Source organism: Pantoea sp. SGAir0184, from assembly GCF_043544755.1.
This window is the reverse complement of sequence record NZ_CP028050.1, coordinates 1,091,241-1,108,724: the sequence shown is the minus strand read 5'-3', so window position 1 is coordinate 1,108,724 and position 17,484 is coordinate 1,091,241. Positions and strand designations below refer to the sequence as shown.

The 17,484-nt window shown below is 49.8% G+C and carries 17 protein-coding genes and 4 pseudogenes; 13 read left to right on the top strand and 8 right to left on the bottom strand.

Features of this window, described 5'->3' with window-relative positions:
* Nucleotides 1-282: 282 nt before the first annotated feature.
* A complete protein-coding gene (locus tag C1N60_RS05030) occupies nt 283-534 on the bottom strand; it encodes an ogr/Delta-like zinc finger family protein (protein ID WP_058781709.1) in 252 nt (83 codons plus the stop codon).
* On the bottom strand, nt 531-1,247 hold the full coding sequence (locus C1N60_RS05025; protein ID WP_394521464.1) for a hypothetical protein: 717 nt from the start codon (nt 1,245-1,247) through the stop codon (nt 531-533). Before C1N60_RS05025 ends, C1N60_RS05030 begins: the two co-directional genes overlap by 4 nt.
* Nucleotides 1,248-1,768: 521 nt before the next feature.
* Between C1N60_RS05025 and C1N60_RS05020 the strand changes: the two genes are divergently transcribed.
* From C1N60_RS05020 to C1N60_RS04990, 7 genes are all read left to right on the top strand, one after another.
* Nucleotides 1,769-2,026, top strand: a complete 258-nt coding sequence (locus C1N60_RS05020; protein WP_241798367.1) for a helix-turn-helix transcriptional regulator — start codon at nt 1,769-1,771, stop codon at nt 2,024-2,026.
* Nucleotides 2,023-2,271, top strand: a complete 249-nt coding sequence (locus tag C1N60_RS05015) for a hypothetical protein (RefSeq protein ID WP_241798368.1) — start codon at nt 2,023-2,025, stop codon at nt 2,269-2,271. Before C1N60_RS05020 ends, C1N60_RS05015 begins: the two co-directional genes overlap by 4 nt.
* A 13-nt stretch (nt 2,272-2,284) precedes the next feature.
* Nucleotides 2,285-2,809 carry a host cell division inhibitor Icd-like protein gene (locus C1N60_RS05010; RefSeq protein ID WP_241798369.1) on the top strand — a complete coding sequence of 175 codons (525 nt, stop codon included), beginning with the start codon at nt 2,285-2,287 and terminating at the stop codon, nt 2,807-2,809.
* Nucleotides 2,806-3,072, top strand: a complete 267-nt coding sequence (locus C1N60_RS05005; RefSeq protein WP_058781704.1) for a hypothetical protein — start codon at nt 2,806-2,808, stop codon at nt 3,070-3,072. Before C1N60_RS05010 ends, C1N60_RS05005 begins: the two co-directional genes overlap by 4 nt.
* Entirely contained in the window at nt 3,059-3,400 is a 342-nt protein-coding gene (locus C1N60_RS05000) for a DUF5375 family protein (RefSeq protein WP_285720155.1), read from the top strand. Before C1N60_RS05005 ends, C1N60_RS05000 begins: the two co-directional genes overlap by 14 nt.
* Before the next feature lie 14 nt (nt 3,401-3,414).
* Complete coding sequence (locus tag C1N60_RS04995; RefSeq protein WP_394521463.1) at nt 3,415-5,730, top strand: primase-like DNA-binding domain-containing protein; 2,316 nt, start codon at nt 3,415-3,417, stop codon at nt 5,728-5,730.
* Nucleotides 5,731-5,951: 221 nt separating this feature from the next.
* The gene (locus C1N60_RS04990; protein ID WP_394521462.1) at nt 5,952-8,033 is read left to right on the top strand and encodes a hypothetical protein; all 2,082 of its coding nucleotides are present in this window, start codon (nt 5,952-5,954) and stop codon (nt 8,031-8,033) included.
* Nucleotides 8,034-8,756: 723 nt separating this feature from the next.
* On the opposite strand, the pseudogene C1N60_RS04985 reads toward C1N60_RS04990, so the two are convergent.
* A pseudogene (locus C1N60_RS04985) lies at nt 8,757-9,143 on the bottom strand (DUF5906 domain-containing protein); the annotation flags it as partial.
* A gap of 92 nt (nt 9,144-9,235) precedes the next feature.
* Between C1N60_RS04985 and C1N60_RS04980 the strand changes: the two are divergent.
* From C1N60_RS04980 to C1N60_RS04965, 4 genes and pseudogenes are all read left to right on the top strand, one after another.
* Nucleotides 9,236-9,808 (top strand): annotated as a pseudogene (locus C1N60_RS04980) (primase-like DNA-binding domain-containing protein); the annotation flags it as partial.
* Nucleotides 9,809-10,316: 508 nt separating this feature from the next.
* Nucleotides 10,317-11,237 carry an endonuclease/exonuclease/phosphatase family protein gene (locus tag C1N60_RS04975; RefSeq protein ID WP_394521461.1) on the top strand — a complete coding sequence of 307 codons (921 nt, stop codon included), beginning with the start codon at nt 10,317-10,319 and terminating at the stop codon, nt 11,235-11,237.
* Nucleotides 11,224-11,691 carry a hypothetical protein gene (locus tag C1N60_RS04970; RefSeq protein WP_394521460.1) on the top strand — a complete coding sequence of 156 codons (468 nt, stop codon included), beginning with the start codon at nt 11,224-11,226 and terminating at the stop codon, nt 11,689-11,691. The genes C1N60_RS04975 and C1N60_RS04970 overlap by 14 nt, the downstream gene beginning before the upstream one ends.
* A gap of 383 nt (nt 11,692-12,074) precedes the next feature.
* Nucleotides 12,075-13,096 (top strand): annotated as a pseudogene (locus C1N60_RS04965) (phage portal protein).
* Between the two features lie 36 nt (nt 13,097-13,132).
* Here C1N60_RS04965 and C1N60_RS04960 read toward each other — a convergent pair.
* From C1N60_RS04960 to C1N60_RS04945, 4 genes and pseudogenes are all read right to left on the bottom strand, one after another.
* Entirely contained in the window at nt 13,133-13,432 is a 300-nt protein-coding gene (locus C1N60_RS04960; protein WP_262265090.1) for a DUF1493 family protein, read from the bottom strand.
* A pseudogene (locus C1N60_RS04955) lies at nt 13,426-13,644 on the bottom strand (hypothetical protein); the annotation flags it as partial. The gene C1N60_RS04960 and the pseudogene C1N60_RS04955, both read right to left, overlap by 7 nt.
* A gap of 130 nt (nt 13,645-13,774) precedes the next feature.
* The gene (locus C1N60_RS04950; protein WP_166712026.1) at nt 13,775-14,203 is read right to left on the bottom strand and encodes a tautomerase family protein; all 429 of its coding nucleotides are present in this window, start codon (nt 14,201-14,203) and stop codon (nt 13,775-13,777) included.
* Nucleotides 14,204-14,270: 67 nt separating this feature from the next.
* Nucleotides 14,271-15,026, bottom strand: a complete 756-nt coding sequence (locus tag C1N60_RS04945) for an SDR family NAD(P)-dependent oxidoreductase (RefSeq protein WP_394521459.1) — start codon at nt 15,024-15,026, stop codon at nt 14,271-14,273.
* 230 nt (nt 15,027-15,256) lie between these two features.
* Between C1N60_RS04945 and C1N60_RS04940 the strand changes: the two genes are divergently transcribed.
* Nucleotides 15,257-16,171 (top strand): AraC family transcriptional regulator, encoded by a 915-nt coding sequence (locus tag C1N60_RS04940; protein ID WP_394521735.1) that lies wholly within the window; start codon nt 15,257-15,259, stop codon nt 16,169-16,171.
* Nucleotides 16,172-16,276: 105 nt separating this feature from the next.
* Here the strand turns inward: C1N60_RS04940 and C1N60_RS04935 are convergent, their stop codons facing one another.
* Nucleotides 16,277-16,666, bottom strand: coding sequence for a hypothetical protein (locus tag C1N60_RS04935; RefSeq protein ID WP_288445433.1), 390 nt, complete (start codon nt 16,664-16,666; stop codon nt 16,277-16,279).
* Nucleotides 16,667-17,115: 449 nt separating this feature from the next.
* Between C1N60_RS04935 and C1N60_RS04930 the strand changes: the two genes are divergently transcribed.
* Nucleotides 17,116-17,469, top strand: a complete 354-nt coding sequence (locus tag C1N60_RS04930) for a hypothetical protein (protein WP_021506488.1) — start codon at nt 17,116-17,118, stop codon at nt 17,467-17,469.
* The last annotated feature ends 15 nt before the right edge of the window (nt 17,470-17,484 follow it).

The window sequence follows — 17,484 nt, the reverse complement described above, 5'->3', positions numbered from 1 at the left end:
AAAATCTTTTCTAATCTTGAAAAATTATTTTTGCGTTAGCGCGCAATGCTATCCCCGCCACGCCTGCCCGCTTTATGCATAGCTTTTCATGCAGGTGCATGATGCGGTCAGAGCCGCGCCCGGTATGGCCTGAACGGTGGAGAACAATGCATGGTTTTGCATGCAGATCCATGCACGCTATGCATGCATCACTCTTTACAAAGCGGCTGGCCAGAAAAAGGGCTTCAGAAAGACAAAGGACAGACATAAAAAAGCCGCTGGTTGGGCAGCGGCTGTGCGGGGTTAATGAACCTGGCGGAATGCAGAACCATAACGGCCCAGCGTCTGCCGTTCTCGTACAGGTTCCGGTGGTGCTTCCGGTACGTTTTCCGGCTGTGGCGGTGCGGTGATCACCTTTGTAATGCTTTCATTCGTCTTGAAAGTACAGGAGCAGTCCAGGTTAGTGCACTGGTGATAACGCTCTTTCACTTGCTCTGACATATAGCGGCTCGATTTGGTGTGCGCAGCGCTTTTACAGTAAGGGCAGTGCATCATTTCTGGTTGCCCTCGTGAAGCTTTGCACGCTGCGCCCGGATTGATTCAGCCAGCTTCTGGCGGCGCATAGGATGGCGATAAAGCTCCATATCAATACCCGTTAGCGGCGGGTGATACAACCCAATATTCTCCAGCAGCGGAGCCTCATTTAGTATGCTGTCCGGCAGAGCAGCAGCCGCCCGCGTCAGCGCTTCACCGACCAGATAAGCCACGTCCTTAATACTATCCCGGTCGTCTCCGGCAAACGTCGGGGAAAGCTCTTCGCGACGGAGACGTAGCTTAATGGCCCACAGCAGCGACGGACTTACGTTACGCAGGGCTGACTGCCAGTGCGCATCCGCGAACCCGGTAAAAGCCTCCCGGTGCGATTCAACATACTCTTTACCACTGCCGCAGCATTTCAGCATCACCTCCTGCTTATCCAGCGCCAGCTCTTTAAGCAGCCCGCCGAACTCATCGGCCAGTTCACGGCTGGCGATGCGCTGAGAATGTTCGGCGCGCAGCTCGTCGGTGAGATTGCCTCGCAGGTTGCGAAAGCTCGTGCGCCAGTTGCTCTCGGCTTCTTTCCCTGCCTCGATGGCTGCCTGCTGTTCTTTTTCACAGCGGGCGATATCGGCGCAGATGCCGTTATAGGCTTTCATCCTTTCGGTATGTTCAGCACGGGCATTCTCAAAGCGTTCCAGTGATGCAGGTTTCTGGTCCGGGGTGGTCATGATTGTCTCTCATCGTCTGTAAAGGATGAGGCCATTCTGTCGTGTACCACAGGACAGTGCATTTCATTGCTTTCCGCCTGTCGATGAACAAACAAGGGCATAACCGGTACAGGATAGCCCCCTAACTGATGATATTTCTTATATAACTGTTCACTGGTATTCACTGAGATAAAAAAGATAATTAATACAGTGATTAAGGCAGTGAATACTTTTAAGTTAAGTCTTCACTGAGTATTCACAGATGTGCACACAGTCTCAGATAAAAGCTTTTTTCTGGCGAGCCTTTTTCAGATTTTAATTCTATTAATAAAAGCTTTTTAATCGCTGAAAGCTCTTAAAAGGCAAACGCTGGCAAACGTTGGCAAACAAAGGCAAACAGGAGGTAAGAGAAGTGCTTTTTGCTCATTTTTCAGCAGTCAGGGGGTTGTTTACTTCACCAGAAATATAACCAGAATAGGGGGTTACCTGAAGACACCACCGGAACCGGACAGCACCGGCCGGACTCATAATGAGGTAACACCATGCACGCAGTTTCATCCGTACCAGCCCCTGCCATTCCCCTAATCCGTGATGCCGTTTACCCGCGCGACCGCTTCATGCGCCTGCCGGAAGTCATCAGCACCTGCGGCCTGTCACGCTCGACCATTTACGACTTAATCAGTCGGGAGCAGTTCCCCTCACAGATTTCCCTCGGCGGTAAAAACGTCGCCTGGCTGGCGTCAGAGATTGACGGCTGGATGCAGGCCCGCATCGCACAGCGCGCCGGGGGTGCAGCATGATTACGCTGCATTTCGGCACAAAAACCTTTCCGCTCACCCGCGAAGAAGACGCCTTAGTCGCGGAAAGTATGACAGCGGCGGTCAGCGGAAAACCCGCCACGGCACTGGCTTTTACCAGCGGGATGCAAGGCCATATTTCCTTGCTGAGTAAAAAAGCGAAGCCTGCCACGCAGGGCGCAAAGAAGGAAGACGGGAAATTCCGATCAAATCCGCCGCAATCCGATCACGTCCTGACCGGTTGCTGAGGGAAACGCCCCGATGTGTGAAAAAAGGCTTTTCTCTGGCGAGCGCCCGTTATACAGTTTTCGTGCTGCCGCAAAATCGGCAGCCGGGCGTGAGAACCCGAGCAAAACAAAGGCGACACGACACGCGCCAGGCGTGTTTTTTTGTGTCATCGCCTCAGTGCACCCATTATCCGGGCAGCGGTTCTTTCGCCGTTGCGCCGTCTGCGTAATGGTGGCCCGGGCGGGGCAGCCTTCGGGCTGGCCGGTTTCCTTTGTTGCCGGTTTCTCACCCCCGTCCGGGCTACCACCCAAGCGTGAGAACTTCTGTGGTAGCTCTTTTCAGCTAACAAAGGAGTTATTCATCATGGCAGTGATCCTCTGCACGTCTCGTTCCAAATTCACCTTTATTTTTGCCGCTGTGCGACGCACTGATGCCACCGCCCGGCCCTGTATGCTGCGTACCGTGGCAGGCGATGAACGCAGCGCCCGCGCCAGCCTCGCCCGCGATTACGTCCTGTCCTTTGCCGGTCGTCTGCCGGTTAAGGCGGTAGTCGCATGAACACGCTCACAAAACGCCTGAATAACAGTGAGACCTACCCTATTCCACACGCTGACTACCTGCGCCTGCTGCACGCGCACGCGGTCGGCGTGACCGTGCTCGATATGTTCGACTCGGTGAACGGCATGAGCGCGCGCGGCTGCGTGCCGGACGGCGCGGCGCTGGCCTCGGTCGTTGCCCTGCTCACCGACCAGCTCGGTAAAGTTGTTGAAACCTGTGAATCCCGCATGTTAGCCACGGAGGCCCGCCATGATGACCGTTAATCACTCCTGCCTGCCCGTTGAGGTACGCACCGCCGTTTACCGCCGCGCGCTGGCGCAGGGCTATCTGAATGCCTGCAAAAACCTCGGCATCACCGTGTCAGCGACGCTCGATGAGCTTCAGATGACCATTGCCCTTGAGCTGGAAGGCTTCTATGTGCGCCGCCACGGCCCGGATGCAGGCATGGAGATGGCCTGCACGATGCTGGGCGATATGGTTGAGCCGGACCTGCTGACCGCGCCGCCGCGGCTGACGCAGCTCGGCGTCACCATGATGGATGAGCTGTTCCGCAGCCAGCTTGCGGCCGCCAGCCGCATCACGCTGCACTGAGGGAGAACATGCACATGAAACATATCGTCTCTGACACCGTAAAGGCGGCCACCGGATTCTGGCCGCAGCTTCTGCCTGCCCTCGGTATCAGCGTGCACACCGGGGGGCGACACGGTGCCTGCCCGGCGTGCGGCGGTAAAGACCGTTTCCGATTCGACAATCAGGACGGGCGCGGAACGTGGCTCTGTAACCAGTGCGGGGCCGGTGACGGCCTTAACCTGGTGGAAAAGGCGCTCAGTCTCAGCGCTAAAGAGGCCGCCATGAAGGTGGCCGGAATGCTCGGCACGCTGCCGGAGTCAGCCCCGGTTTTGCATGATGAAGCCGCAGACAAAAGCCGCACACAGGCAGACGCAGCCGCACGGGCGCAGGCGCTTATCACCGCCGCTGTCAGCCGCACGGACAACGCCTACCTTTCATCAAAAGGGCTGCACGGTATACAGGCGCTCACACTTGCTGATGCGCTGCGCTGTGGTGGCGTCAGTTTTGCCGCCGGAGATTTGCTCATCCCGCTGACCGGCGAAGACGGTACCGCCGTTAACGTGCAGCTCATTAGCGCCGCAGGCGACAAGCGCACCCTGCCCGGCGGGCAGGTGAAAGGCACGTACTGGCTGGCAGGCGAGCCGGATGGCAAAACGCTGTGGCTCACTGAAGGGTACGCCACCGGCCTGACCGTGCATAGGCTGACCGGGCAGGCGGTTTACGTGGCGCTGAGCGCCAACAACCTGCCCGCGCTGGCAAAGCGGCTGCGTGAGTCATACCCCGGCGCGCTGATGCTGATTGCCGCGGACCGTGACGACAACGGAACCGGCCAGTTAAAGGCAGAGGAAGCGGCGAAAGCCTGCGACGGGAAAACCGCCCTGCCGCCGGTTACGGGTGACTGGAACGATGTGTGGCAGAGGCAGGGTGATATCGCCACGCTGGCGCAGCTCACCGACTTCACTCAGCCGCAGCCGCTCAGCCCGTTTGAATCCGTCAGCGAGGCCGACCTGAAGGCCATGAGCGCCAGCCAGAAAGCCGAGTTGCTCGTTGCCCATTACCGTGAGGCGCTGGCAGTGCCGCCGGTCGGGGAGGAAATCTGCCGCTATGAAAACGGCGCATGGCAGGTGATGGAGGCGAAGACGCTGCGCCGGGAAATCGCCGCGCTGTTTCAGAAGGTGCGCGCACCGTTCTCCGCTGCCGGTATCGGCAGCGTGCTGGACACGCTCAAGCTGATGGTGCCACAGATGGGCGAACCGTCCCGCCGCCTGATTGGCTTCCGTAACGGCGTGTTTGATACCGCTACCGGCACCTTCAGCCAGCACCGCCGCGAGCACTGGCTGCGCACCGTCAACAGCGTGGACTACACCGCCCCGCGTCCGGGTGAAAACCTTGCCGACCACGCCCCGGCATTCTGGCGCTGGTTAACGCGGGCCGCCGGGCATAATCACGACAAGCAGGAGCGCATTCTCGCGGCGTTATTTATGGTGCTGGCAAACCGCTATGACTGGCAGATGTTTCTTGAGGTGACCGGCCCCGGCGGCAGCGGTAAAAGTGTGATGGCCTCGATAGCCACTCTGCTGGCCGGAAAAGACAACACCACGTCCGCCACCATCGACACGCTGGAATCCTCCCGCGAGCGCGCCAGCGTAGTGGGCTTCTCGCTGATTATTCTTCCTGACCAGGAGAAATGGAGCGGCGACGGCGCGGGCATCAAGGCGATCACCGGCGGCGATGCCGTTGCAATCGACCCGAAATACCGTGATGCCTATTCAACGCATATCCCGGCGGTGATTCTGGCGGTGAATAACAATCCGATGCGCTTCAGCGACCGCAGCGGCGGTGTGTCGCGCCGCCGGGTTATCCTGACGTTCCCGGAAGTGATACCGGCAAAAGAGCGTGATCCGCAGTTGCTGGACAAAATCAGCACCGAGCTGGCCGTGATTGTTCGTCACCTGATGCAGCGCTTCGCGTCACCTGATGAAGCCCGCGAGCTGCTACAGGCGCAGCAGACGTCCGGCGAAGCGCTGGAGATTAAAAGACAGGCTGACCCACTGGTCGATTTCTGTGGTTACCTGATGCCATTGAGCACGCCAAATGGGCTATTTATCGGGAACGCAAATATTCGCCCTATAAACCCGAAGCGCTATCTCTACCATGCGTATCTGTCCTTCATGGAATCGCGCGGCCATCAGCATCCGCTTAGCCTGACCGCATTCGGCCAGGCAGTGCCGCAGACACTGAAAGAGTATGAACGGGTACTACTAAAGCGCAGAACGAATAACGGCATACAAACCAATCTCACACTACATGAAGACAGCGAGGCAGATTGGTTGCCCGCATGTAGCGCCTGATAACATCAGATCACGTAAACCGGCTTAGTCCGGTTTTTTTTATATTTGATGAAATTATTAATGTCAGCCAAAGCCAGCGAAAAGCAAACGTTCTCATTTTTCATTAACGTTAGGTTTGAGGGCTAACATATGATATATCGTTGGAGAGCAGGTCAGCAACTGTACGTCCAAGATTGAACAAAACATATCACGATTTACTTATTATAGGAGTAAGAAACAATATGGAATACAAAATAGACGACATATCAGACCTTTTAAGTGGCGTTGATGTAATAAGTGACAATGAAGATGGTGATGGTTGGTTTTTCTCTCAAGACTCAACTATTGACTACGTTCCAGCCAGACTTACTTTGAATGAAAACCTAACTGGAGATATTAATGGTGCGAGAGTAATTCTTATAAGCGCTCCCGGAGCTGTTGGTAAGTCAGTAATGGCGAGAGAGTTAAGCAATAAAACTGGTAGTATATATTTGGATTTATCAAAGGCTTCAAGCATTGCTGGAAATTATGTTATTGGCGGACTGGCAAACAAAGATATTTTACCAGCATGGAATGCTGGGACGGTTGGCTTAATAATTGACTCTTTAGATGAAGCCAGACTAAGAGTAACCCAAGATTCATTTGAAGATTTTTTACTCGACGTCAGTAACGTTTCAAAAAGAAATAAAAACCCAATAGTTATATTTGGCCGAGTGGGCATTATTGAGGAGGCTTGGCTAATTTTAAGTGAGATTCATAATATAAACTGCCCTGTTTTCGATATTGAATTTTTCAATGAGTTAGAGGCTGCTGATTTCATCGAAAAAAGTCTTCTAAAATTATCTAAAAGTCAAAGGCAAGAATATAGACACTTATCATCTTCTCTTAGCATACACTCAGGAGTATATGAAAGCTCAATCCGCGGTGTAGTTGATGAACTTAAAGAGATATCGGGTGCTGAATCCACTAGATTCTTCGGGTATGCACCGGTTTTGGAAGCCGTATCAAAAGTTATTGGTACCATCAAAAATCCATCTAGAATTTTTGAGGAAATGAAAGATATTTTGAGCGGTGAAATGTTGCTGAGCATATGCAAAGCCGTTCTGTCGCGAGAGCAGGGCAAGCTGACTCAGCAATTACCTGAAAAGTTTGACGCAATAAAAGAAGCTCTTTATTCAACTGATGAGCAACTTAATCGACTTGCATGTCGATTATTTAATATTCCTCCTATAGATAGCATGAGTATACTAAGTGGCGATTTAATTGCTTTGTATAACGATGCTGTTGAGAGTATGTTACCTCAACATCCATTCTTAGACGGGACGGGAAGAAAGGTTGCCAGCTCTGTTTTTGAAGCATGTATATTGTCCTATGCATTGATGAGTGAGAACGAAAGCATTTCTAATGCTGCAAAGAACCATTGCCTATTAGGCGTTTCAACGCCAAACCCATTCCTATTTGATTTTTTCGTTGAATCTAAGGTTCAGCATGATAATTCAAAAATTGACAGCTCATATATAGGAATTCTTTTCGACTCTGCTCTATCTAAGCTAAAAATCAATGACGTTGCCACCTTGATAGTTAACGATGATGAAGACATGAAGCTTCATGTTGAATTTATTATCTCTAATTCTAATGATGAAGACTTAAGAGAGATCGAGTTTACATCCGATGGATACAGCTCAATAGTTCTCGGAAATAAAGTAGGGAACGTTTTCATAAATACGGAATCTTCAAATGTTGAGTTCGCTTCAAGCGAACAGCTTGAGCTTTTTTCACCTATTAGTATCTCTTGTGAATGCCTTCGCATAAATAGTGAAAAATTGATTATTAAGTCAGTCAAAAAAGATGAGGGAAACACAAGCGTTATTCTTGAAGCTAACCGATTCGAAAGTAATAGGACTATTAGTACCCCTTTGGTTCGCCCTGGAGCTGAGCTTTATGTGAACTGGCCATCATCAGAGGGTTTTCCATGGTCTGCGTTTTCAAACAAGCCAATAAATGCTAATTCCGATAATCGTGTTGCTGAAGCGTTAAGGGTATTCCGGCGAATCGTCATGGCGTTTAGATCTCACAGTAAAGGCCGATTGGCAAGGCTTCAAGATAAAGTTAATCATGCTCGTATGTTACGAGGCGAGGATGGACGAATGCTTTTGTCTCAGCTTATTCAAGACGGAGTGATAAGTCCTGAAAACCACATGTATTACCTTGAGCCAAACCTTTTAGGAAGTGTTGCAGGTGCATCATTCTTACAGGTTAATACCAAAAACTATTCTGATGAGACGCTTCAATATGTAGCACGCGCGATAAAGCATACTACGTGAGACCTAAACACGTTATATTAGATAACAGCCCTCCTTGAGAGGGCTTCTTCTCATACTATGACCTGTTGTGTTGACCTGATCCTAATAATTCATCATGGTTCAAGATTGGCAATGACCGCTTTTGGTACAAAGCGGACCATTTACAATAGAAGCGTCTAATAACTCCACATTAAGCATAGTGGCTCAAGTCACTTTTTGTCGTCTTGCTAAAGTGATAATCAAAAGTGCGCACTAGTGTAGGTCTTACCTAAAAGCATTCACTATCTAACAGTTTGAATATATTGAACAAAGATTAAAGATGAACAGTATGAACACTTTTCTCTGAAATCATTTTATTTTGGATCTAGCGCCAAGCATTAGTTATCCTTGCCGTGTTGCTTGGGGGTATAAGATCCAATAATTGGTACACGTTTAGGTACACAACCCAATGCTTGATTATAAAAAAACCCTCAAATTCAATTGCTTGACAGATAAAGTCAGACTCCGCCAGCCCACCAAAATTCTCCATCGGTGATTACCAGAGTCATCCGATGAAGTCCTGAAAGCCCGCACGGCGTAAGCCCTGCGGGCTTTTTTGTGTCTGCAATCTTCCGGGGGGAACCCAACTGAATTCTGAGAAATTGTTGTACGTTTGGTAAATGCTATGGCGTAAGAAAAATGAGCACTAGGTTGAACGTAAACAACTCATTGTCACGCCGAGCTTGATAGAGCCACTCATGTGGGAACAATTACCGCCGGAATGCTCGTGGAGTAGGCGTCACGGTATTTCGAATCGACGGACACCGCATCGCCGCCGGTAATCACCTTTATGCCCGCGCCGTCGCCGCTCCACTTCTCCTGATCGGGCAGAATAATCAGCGAGAATCTCACCATGCTGGCGCGTTCCCGTGATGATTCCAGCGCGTCAATTGTGTCGGACGTGGTGTTGTCTTTTCCTGCCAGCAGAGTGGCTATCGATGCCATGATGCTTTTACCGCTGCCGCCGGGGCTGGTAACTTCGAGAAAAATCTACCAAGCGTAGTGGTTTGCCAGCACCATAAATAACGCCGCGAGGATGCGCTTCTGCTTGTCGTGATTATGCCCGGCGGCCCGCATTAACCAGTGGCAGAAGGCCTGTGAGGTTTTAGCCCGAACGCTGTGCGAACTAAACGTGCCGGTGGCCATATCAAACACGCCAATACGTAAGTCAGTCAGGCTGCGGGATTGTGGCGGTGAACAACAATCCGATGCGCTTTACTGACAGCTGCGGCGGCGTATCGCGCCGCTTGGTAATTCTGCACTTTCCCGAAATTATCTCACCGGGTGAACGTGATTTGCAGCTAAAGGAAAAAATCAGCGGTGAGCTGGCCGTTATCGTGTGCCAGCTGATGCAGCAGTTCAGCCAGCCGCAGGACTCCAGAGCGCTGCTTCAGTCGCAGCAGAACTCAGATGAAGCCATGCGCATCAAGCGCGACGCCGATCCGATGGTGGATTTCTGCCGCTACCTGTTCACCACGCCGGAGCCGAATGCGCTGTATATGGGCATTGCCAGCATCCGGCCGCTCCAGCCTAAGCGCTATCTTTACCATGCCTATCTGGCCTATATGGAGGCCAACGGCTACAAGAACCCGCTAAGCATGAAAATGTTTGGCCTGCCGCTTGAAAGCATCATGCGGGAGTACGGACATCACTACATGAAACTGCGCACGAAGTCAGGGATGCAAACCAATCTAGACCTCACGGATGAAAGCAGTAGCGACTGGCTTCCGAAATGCGATGATCCCACTGCGATTTGACTAACCAGAACCGGCGAAAGCCAGTTTTTTACGCCTAAGCTTCACCAGCAGTGAATAATCCTCGTTATTCATCACCAATCAAACATCACTCAAGCTACTGTTTAATATGCAAAAAATGGAAAAGTGTGAAGAATTTTTCAAAAAATTATTTTTAAGTCTACTTTTTGGAGCATTGTCTGTGTCCGTTCCTCCTCCATGCTGCTTATTACATTTTACTAGGCGACCATTAACAAATTATTTGACCAGCGCCAATAAAACCTGACAGCATCCTTTCCAAGATGGCAGGGCTGATCTGTGCCTAAAGCAGAAGTTTGCCTTAGCCAACAGCGCGTGAGCATCAATGCATATGCTCCATGATGAAGACGAGTCCAGTCATTAGGTATAATGAAAGTTTGCTGGCGCTGGCGAACCGGCCCGTGTCCGGCTAAGATGGTAATCTGTTCATATTGACTAAGTAGTATTTAAAGAATTATTATGAATTTTCCTGTAAACCCCACCGAAATAACTCATGAAAAATCTTGGTAAAATTACCTTGGGTTGGTGGAATACTAGTCTTTCGCCACACTCTAAAGAAAATAAATCCACTGATGAACACAAACAATACGTAGCTTTCACTTTAATTCGATTACTGAACGAAAGAAACATTGATGCTATATGTTTATGCGAGGTTTCACAGCTTGATGTTGAGTTTATAAGCGAGGTGGTTGGAGATGGTTTTAGTGTTTATGATGGCGTATATCGTGAAGGTAGGAAGAAGTTTGATATATGCATAATATTTAGGTCTGATGTCCTTCAATTAGCTGATTCCACGGTTATCAGTAAGCTGCACCCTACTGGAAATCGAATTTATGCTGGGCAAAAGGTTGAGTTTGTGATCATGGAAACTCAAGAGCCACTTACGTTATTTTTAGTTCATTGGTCTAGCCGGTTATATGATTATGAAGACTCGCCTAAAAAAGCTGAACTTGGCATGCTGCTAAGAACAGCTGTCTCAGATTGTTTCGAACAAGCGGCAAACAGTAAAATCATTGTATTAGGGGATTTCAATGAAGAACCTTTTAATGAAAGTATCACTTATCATTTAGCCGCGACCCGAGACATAGCGCTAGTTAAAAGGAGGCCTGGTCTGCTCTATAATCCATTTTGGCGGCATATGAATTACTCAAAAATGCATCCTAATTCAGATACCTCCGGGGTACATGGTGGCACTTACTACTATAAGAATGATGATTTTAGCAAGTGGAAAACATTTGACCAAATGATGTTTTCATCTGATTTTATATCTGGTAAAACATGGCACCTAAACGAGAGCGAAACAGTTATTTTTAGTGACCCTGATTTCCTTCAGTATATTAATAACTCAAGCTCAAAATTTGATCACTTACCAATAATTTCTGTAATTGAGAGGATAGATCGTGAACGACTTTAAAAAACATTTATTGGCAGGTGTTGATGCTGCTAAAACTGCAGCGGCCAATAGGCAAGAAATATATGATGTTATTAATGAAGTGGATAGGCAGCTTAGTGAAGTCTATGATTCAAAAGTACACTTTGGTATTTGGAACTTAACCAGAACGATAAAACCTAAAAATACTAACAATATATTTGGAAGCGCTTTAAGCGCGCTTAGTTTAGATAGAGAAGATTATAAAGGCTTGTCAATCTGTGATCATGAATCTAAAAATCCCATTCCTATAGCGGACTGGTATATGTCGGAGAATGGTTACCCATGCAAAATTACCATAGATGGCAGGGAATCATATTGCTCTGACAAAGAAGATCTTGAAAATGAAATATCCAGTTTATTAAGCCATGTTAGAACTGGCAAGGCCATTTTGAAAAAACTGGAAGAATTCGAAAAAGCGAAAGATAAAGAAGAGTGAATTATCCGCTAAACTCTACAATCAATATCATTTTCGTCCTATAGTGTGATAATATGGTTGAGGTAACGCTTAGGAGAATTTACTAGTTGTTCTGACCGGCTTCACATTAATCTATAGCGGAGCGAGTGAGTAAAACGTCCGCAATCAAAAAAGTTGCGGACTTCCGCTCTTTTCTCGTTGCTGCCGTTGAGGCGACAAGTGCAACTTCGTGTCAAAAATAGAAGTTACTAACAACAATCTGTGATTATCAATGAGGAGCTGGTATTCAAGGCGATAAGCACAATGCGCTAGACCAGAGCTTGCCAGTAAGAGATCTCGGAATTGGTATACGTCTAGGTATACGAAAAAGTTGAATTTAAAATAAAACCATATAATTCAGAATTATAAAAAACAAACTCAAATTCCACCAGCCTACCAAACAAAACAGGAAGTTACGTGAAAACGTAACCTCTTTTTTTGTTCATGTCCATTTTGCGTCCACGCAGTTGAAGCCGCAGCACCTGTTACAGGTGCTGGAACATCGCAATCTACTGAATTACGTGAAGTGTGTGGTAACCGATCGCTGCTATGAACCGCCGGTGAGCTTTGACGGGCTGGCGCGCATATTCCGGGCCGCCATGTATCACAGCTCGCCGTTCAATGTGAAGCGCAACATCCTGACCAGCATGTTTATCTCGCACACGCTGTTAAACGCGTAGACATTCAGCCTGTGTATTCAGGACTACCTGGTGTTCGGCAACGCCTACCTGGAGAAGCGCACCAACCGCCTCGGCGGCGTGCTGTCGCTTGAGCTGACGCTGGCAAAATTCATATGTCGGGGCACCGAGCTAGACACCTACTGGTTCGCTCAGTACGGCATGAACACACAGCCGTACCAGTTCGCAGCCGGCAGCGTCTTTTACCTGATGTAGCCGGACCTCAACCAGGAAATCTAAGGCCTGCCGGAATACCTTTCCGCTATTCCGTCCACGCTGCTTAATGAGCCGGCAACGCTGTTTCGCCGCAAGTATTATCTCAATGGCAGTCATAACGGTTTAATCATGTACATGACCGACGCGGCTCAGAATCAGGAAGACGTGGACAATATCCACAAAGCGATGAAAAGCGGGAAGAAAGACGGGATTCAGATCATCCCGCTGTCAGAGGTGGCGGCCAAAGATGAGTTCCTGAACATCAAAAATGTCAGTCGGGACGACATAATGGCAGCGCACCGCGTACCGCCGCAGATGCTGGGAATTATCCCGAACAACACCGGCGGGTTCGGGGACGTTGAAGAGGCCAGCCACATGCTTGTGCGCAATGAACTGATGCCGCCGATAAAACGCTTTGAGGAGTTAAACGACTGCTTGGTGATGAGGTTGTAAGGTTTGCACTTTACAACCTCGATCTGAAAGATGGCAGCTAACTCACAGCGGCAGGATTGAGCGCCCGCGGGCGCTTTTTATTTATCAGTCCAGTGACCGGCGCGCGCAGAATCAATTAGCAGCTGAATGGTCAGAGGTTTTTCCGCCTTACCATTATCTGCCGGAAAATAACGCCCGAAATTTATTTCTTTCGGGTTGAGAGAAAATCGCTCCGCGAAAGTTTCCAGCAGCTCAGCGGCGTCTTCCGGCGCCATCCTGAAATCTTTGTTCAAATCCGTTGTATGTGTCAGTGGAAAACGCTTACGCAGCCAGAAACAGTAACCGTTATATTCTTCAACCAGTGCAAATATGGCCTTTTCAGTATCATCCATCACCAGATTTTATCCTCCGCCTGGACTATCGTGTTGTAACGGTTCATCGACTCCCAGCCTATAACCCTTACGTCTGACGCCATTACAGCCCAGCCAATAACTGGCACGGTCCTGCCAGCGAAGGTGCCTGTCTTTTGAGCCATTATAATTTTCATGTTAAACGGATTTCCAATTATAGTTGGCAGCGGGGGAGACAGTCTGTATTTTTGCAGCAACCTAATCCCTTCTCCAGCCCGCTGCAATTCCATAGGGGGCTCGAAAATTCAGCGTGGAGTTCAGACGACACTCACTATAACCTTCACACCATTCCCTGATAGTTTTCTCGCCCCCCTATCAAAAACATTTCCTTCAAATCGCCGCAGCATTTACATCGCTGGCGCGAAGCACTGCCAGATCGGCCTGCTGACCGAATATCCCCCAGTTGGCTTCTTCGACTTCATGAATCACCACATAGACAGGAGCGACAGAGGTGCCTGACGGACGACGATCCAGAATTGCGGTTGCTCCCATAATCAGCCTCTTCTTTGCACCCTCATCCAGGCCACCTTTGATGACATATATCTGAAGGGACACAACCGGCAACCATGCGGGTTTGTCTCCCATAAAAACGGCATCAGAAGAGTATTCGGCAAAGTAGGTCCATACCGTACTACGAACCAGAGGGGAGTCTGGCAGCGCCTCGCAATCAAGTCCTAACTGCGTCAGATCTCTGGCAACCTGTTGACGCTCAGCCGCATCAAAGGTACCTGCTGGCGCATGAATGATCATTTTAGGCATCAAATACCTCTTATTGCATCAGGGAACAGGATGGATTCCGCACCGGGCGGAATCCATCATCGGGCAACTAAATTGACTGCCCACCGGAGACTTCAATACGCTGACCGGTGACCCAGCGGTTGTCCGGTCCCAGCAGGCTGGCAATCATCGGACCGATGTCATCAGGCAGGCCCACGCGACCCAGCGCGGTCATGCCAGCAAACGCCTGGTTGTAATCCGGGATGTCACGCACCGCGCTACCCAGGAAATCGGTCTCAATCGCTCCCGGGGCCACGGTATTCACGGTGATGCCGCGGCTGCCCAGTTCTTTCGCCATATACACGGAGAGAATTTCAACGGCGCCCTTGGCAGCCGAATAGGCTGAGAAGCCCGGGAACGACACGCGGGTCAGCCCCGAAGAGAAGTTGACGATGCGTCCGCCATCGACCAGCAGCGGCAGCAGCGACTGCGTCAGAAAAAACACTCCTTTGACGTGTACATTAAATAACGCGTCGAACTGCTCTTCCGTGGTTGCGCTAAAGTCGGCCATTTCCCCATGCCCGGCGTTGTTGATCAGATGGTCGAACGTTTCGCGTCCCCAGTCACCTTTCAGGATATTGCCCACGGCGGCGACGAAACCCGGGAAGGACGATACGTTACTGGTGTCCAGTTGCAGCGCAACTGCCTTACGGCCAAGCGCCTGAATTTCATTCACCACGGCATCCGCCGCTTCTTTACCAGTACGATAAGTCACGATGACATCACCACCATGACGGGCAATGCTCAGTGCGGTATTACGGCCAAGACCCCGGCTGGCGCCAGTTACAAGAGAAAGGGTTGTCATGAAATATCTCCTCAATAGTGGGAGAGTGATTCTAACAATCGGCAGACTTACAAGGTTGCCCAATAATTTTTAATTATTGCCTGATTATTTTTATATTTTTATTTGATGCCGTATTTACTAGAATGATTGCAATTTAAATTTTTAATTGATTGCCTGATAATATGAAAAAGCATCTTCACGCTTATGAGGAACGCACTGCACGGGACGATGAATTCAACTCTGCCGGGAGGATGGCGGCTTTGCTGCAGGCGGCAAGGCATTATGCTGATGAACACCACAACGGAGCGGGCGTTGCTGCAACGCCAGTTGATGGGGTGTTCATTCTGCGCGAGACCGCGCCTACCGCGTTGCAATTCGCGATCACTAAACCATTGATCGCAATGGTGCTGCAAGGCAGCAAACGCGTGACCATGGGCACTGATCGTTTTGATTTTGGCGCGGGGGAATCCCTGCTGATCACCATGGACGTGCCAACCGTGAGTCAGGTTATCAGCGCCAGTGCCGACACCCCTTATTATTCTCTGGTCGTGGAACTGGATGCGGCGGTGATTAGTGAACTGATGGCAAACATGGTCGGGCTGGAGGCTGCCACGGATTTGCCCGTCAGCATTGATCAGATCGAAGAAGATGTGGCAGAAGCCGCTTTGCGCCTGCTGAACATGCTCAGCAGACCGCGCGCGCTCGCCGTGCTGGGCAGCCAGTTGGTGCGAGAGTTACATTACTGGCTACTGTCAGGACGACACGGCAGCGCGCTGCGTGCCCTCGGCAGTACTGACAGCCATGCCCGACGGATTGCGCGGGCAGTCGCAATCATTCGGGCCAATTATGCGCAACCGCTGCGCATGAAAACCCTTGCTGACGCCGCCGGTATGAGCCTCTCGGTATTTCATACGCATTTCCGCCATGTCACCACGCTCACCCCACTGCAATTCCAGAAACAGCTGCGCCTGCTTGAAGCGCGGAGACTGATGCTGACGGAAGGGACAGCCATCGGTATTGCTGCTAATGCGGTAGGATATGAGAGCGTGACGCAGTTTACCCGTGAATATTCACGGCTGTTTGGTTCACCGCCAGCGCGAAATATTCGGGAAACCCGCGCACTTGAGCGTTCAGCCCTGTCCGGTGAGCCTGCGTGGCGCAGTTGATTTTTCGCACAATGCTGTGTCAACATTCACGGTTAACGACGTCTCAAACAGGCAATAAATTGTTCGAGTCTGTCGTTTCCGAAGAGGGGGTTACAAGAAGGATTTTTAGAAAACACTTCTAATATAGAGATTAACCAGCTTCACTTGGGTGAAGAGTCCTAACTTATTTTTCCTGGCCATGTAAATGAAATGCACTACGGCAGCAATACCTATCATGCCAAAAAATAATCCTGCACCTTCCGTTTCACCGACAAAACAAAAAGCCGCCGTAAAAAGAATCAGAATATAGAGATAAATAACGACAACTGAAGACACATCATTTGACAAGATCGCGATGACTGAACGCAGGTTAATATCCGAGGTGATTTTCTTTGTAAAAACCGAATTTATCTCTTTATAACCGGCTCTGAAACTAAGTAACTCAGCCTTGTTAAAATCATTACCCCGAATTTTTGATTGAATTTTCTTCAACTTTTTGTTGGTTTTTTCATCCATAATTTTCACCTCCCTGGCCTGACTCGCATGGACATTATACTGACCTTGTCTGCATTATTTGAAGCTTTTGAGTCAATCAACCCACTGTTCAGGGCTTCGGTAATCTCAATCAAAGACCTGCCTGATCGGCTATGGCGTGATTCCAGTTGGCTTTTACGTCTTACTCCAGTACCTGCACAAAAAATCGCACAACCATTTAGGCTTGCGCTGTTGCCCCGCCTTTTCTCTAGCCGACTATTGCACTTAGCACACATCGTTTCCTTCTCCTCTGCGCTGCGCGAGCATTACGCATGGCTGGCTCCTACGGCACACGGCTGCGCATTTATGCCAGAAACGCCCACAGAAACGGTACGATTCACTTACAGTTTATTCCTAATGCCCTGCGTTGCGCTCTGTGCCACTCTTAACTACGCTCATAACACTTATGATGCTTAATGAGGGAATATATTATGAAAAAGACGATTATTGCGTTATCCGCTATTCTTCTGACTTCTACGGCGTTTGCCGCCACACACGCAACCGATGAAACCGTCGCTGACGCCAAAGCGGGCGCCAATACGGCGAAAGAGAAACTGCATCAGGCGCAGCATCAGGGTGAAGAGCAGCAGCTCAAAGCCAAACATGCTGCCGAAGGCAAAAGCGATAGCCTGACCAGCAAAGCGAGTGAAAACTCACAGAAAGCCTGGAACAGCACCAAAGAAGGTACTGAAAAAGGTTGGGACGCCACCAAAGAAGGCGCGCAGAAAGGCTGGAACAAAACCAAAGAAGGTGCCAGCGATCTGAAGAAGAAAGTCTCTGAGTAATTTCTTCTGATGTAG

Bases quoted from the DNA above. Each gene is read 5' to 3' on its own strand.
- C1N60_RS04995 (WP_394521463.1), top strand. From the start codon at position 3,415: ATGAAACATATCGTCTCTGACACCGTAAAGGCGGCCACCGGATTCTGG.
- C1N60_RS04945 (WP_394521459.1), bottom strand. From the start codon at position 15,026: ATGACAACCCTTTCTCTTGTAACTGGCGCCAGCCGGGGTCTTGGCCGT.
- C1N60_RS04935 (WP_288445433.1), bottom strand. From the start codon at position 16,666: ATGGATGAAAAAACCAACAAAAAGTTGAAGAAAATTCAATCAAAAATT.
- C1N60_RS04990 (WP_394521462.1), top strand. From the start codon at position 5,952: ATGGAATACAAAATAGACGACATATCAGACCTTTTAAGTGGCGTTGAT.
- C1N60_RS04930 (WP_021506488.1), top strand. From the start codon at position 17,116: ATGAAAAAGACGATTATTGCGTTATCCGCTATTCTTCTGACTTCTACG.
- C1N60_RS05010 (WP_241798369.1), top strand. From the start codon at position 2,285: ATGTGTGAAAAAAGGCTTTTCTCTGGCGAGCGCCCGTTATACAGTTTT.
- C1N60_RS05015 (WP_241798368.1), top strand. From the start codon at position 2,023: ATGATTACGCTGCATTTCGGCACAAAAACCTTTCCGCTCACCCGCGAA.
- C1N60_RS04950 (WP_166712026.1), bottom strand. From the start codon at position 14,203: ATGCCTAAAATGATCATTCATGCGCCAGCAGGTACCTTTGATGCGGCT.
- C1N60_RS05025 (WP_394521464.1), bottom strand. From the start codon at position 1,247: ATGACCACCCCGGACCAGAAACCTGCATCACTGGAACGCTTTGAGAAT.
- C1N60_RS04975 (WP_394521461.1), top strand. From the start codon at position 10,317: ATGAAAAATCTTGGTAAAATTACCTTGGGTTGGTGGAATACTAGTCTT.
- C1N60_RS05005 (WP_058781704.1), top strand. From the start codon at position 2,806: ATGAACACGCTCACAAAACGCCTGAATAACAGTGAGACCTACCCTATT.
- C1N60_RS05000 (WP_285720155.1), top strand. From the start codon at position 3,059: ATGATGACCGTTAATCACTCCTGCCTGCCCGTTGAGGTACGCACCGCC.
- C1N60_RS05020 (WP_241798367.1), top strand. From the start codon at position 1,769: ATGCACGCAGTTTCATCCGTACCAGCCCCTGCCATTCCCCTAATCCGT.
- C1N60_RS05030 (WP_058781709.1), bottom strand. From the start codon at position 534: ATGATGCACTGCCCTTACTGTAAAAGCGCTGCGCACACCAAATCGAGC.
- C1N60_RS04940 (WP_394521735.1), top strand. From the start codon at position 15,257: ATGGCGGCTTTGCTGCAGGCGGCAAGGCATTATGCTGATGAACACCAC.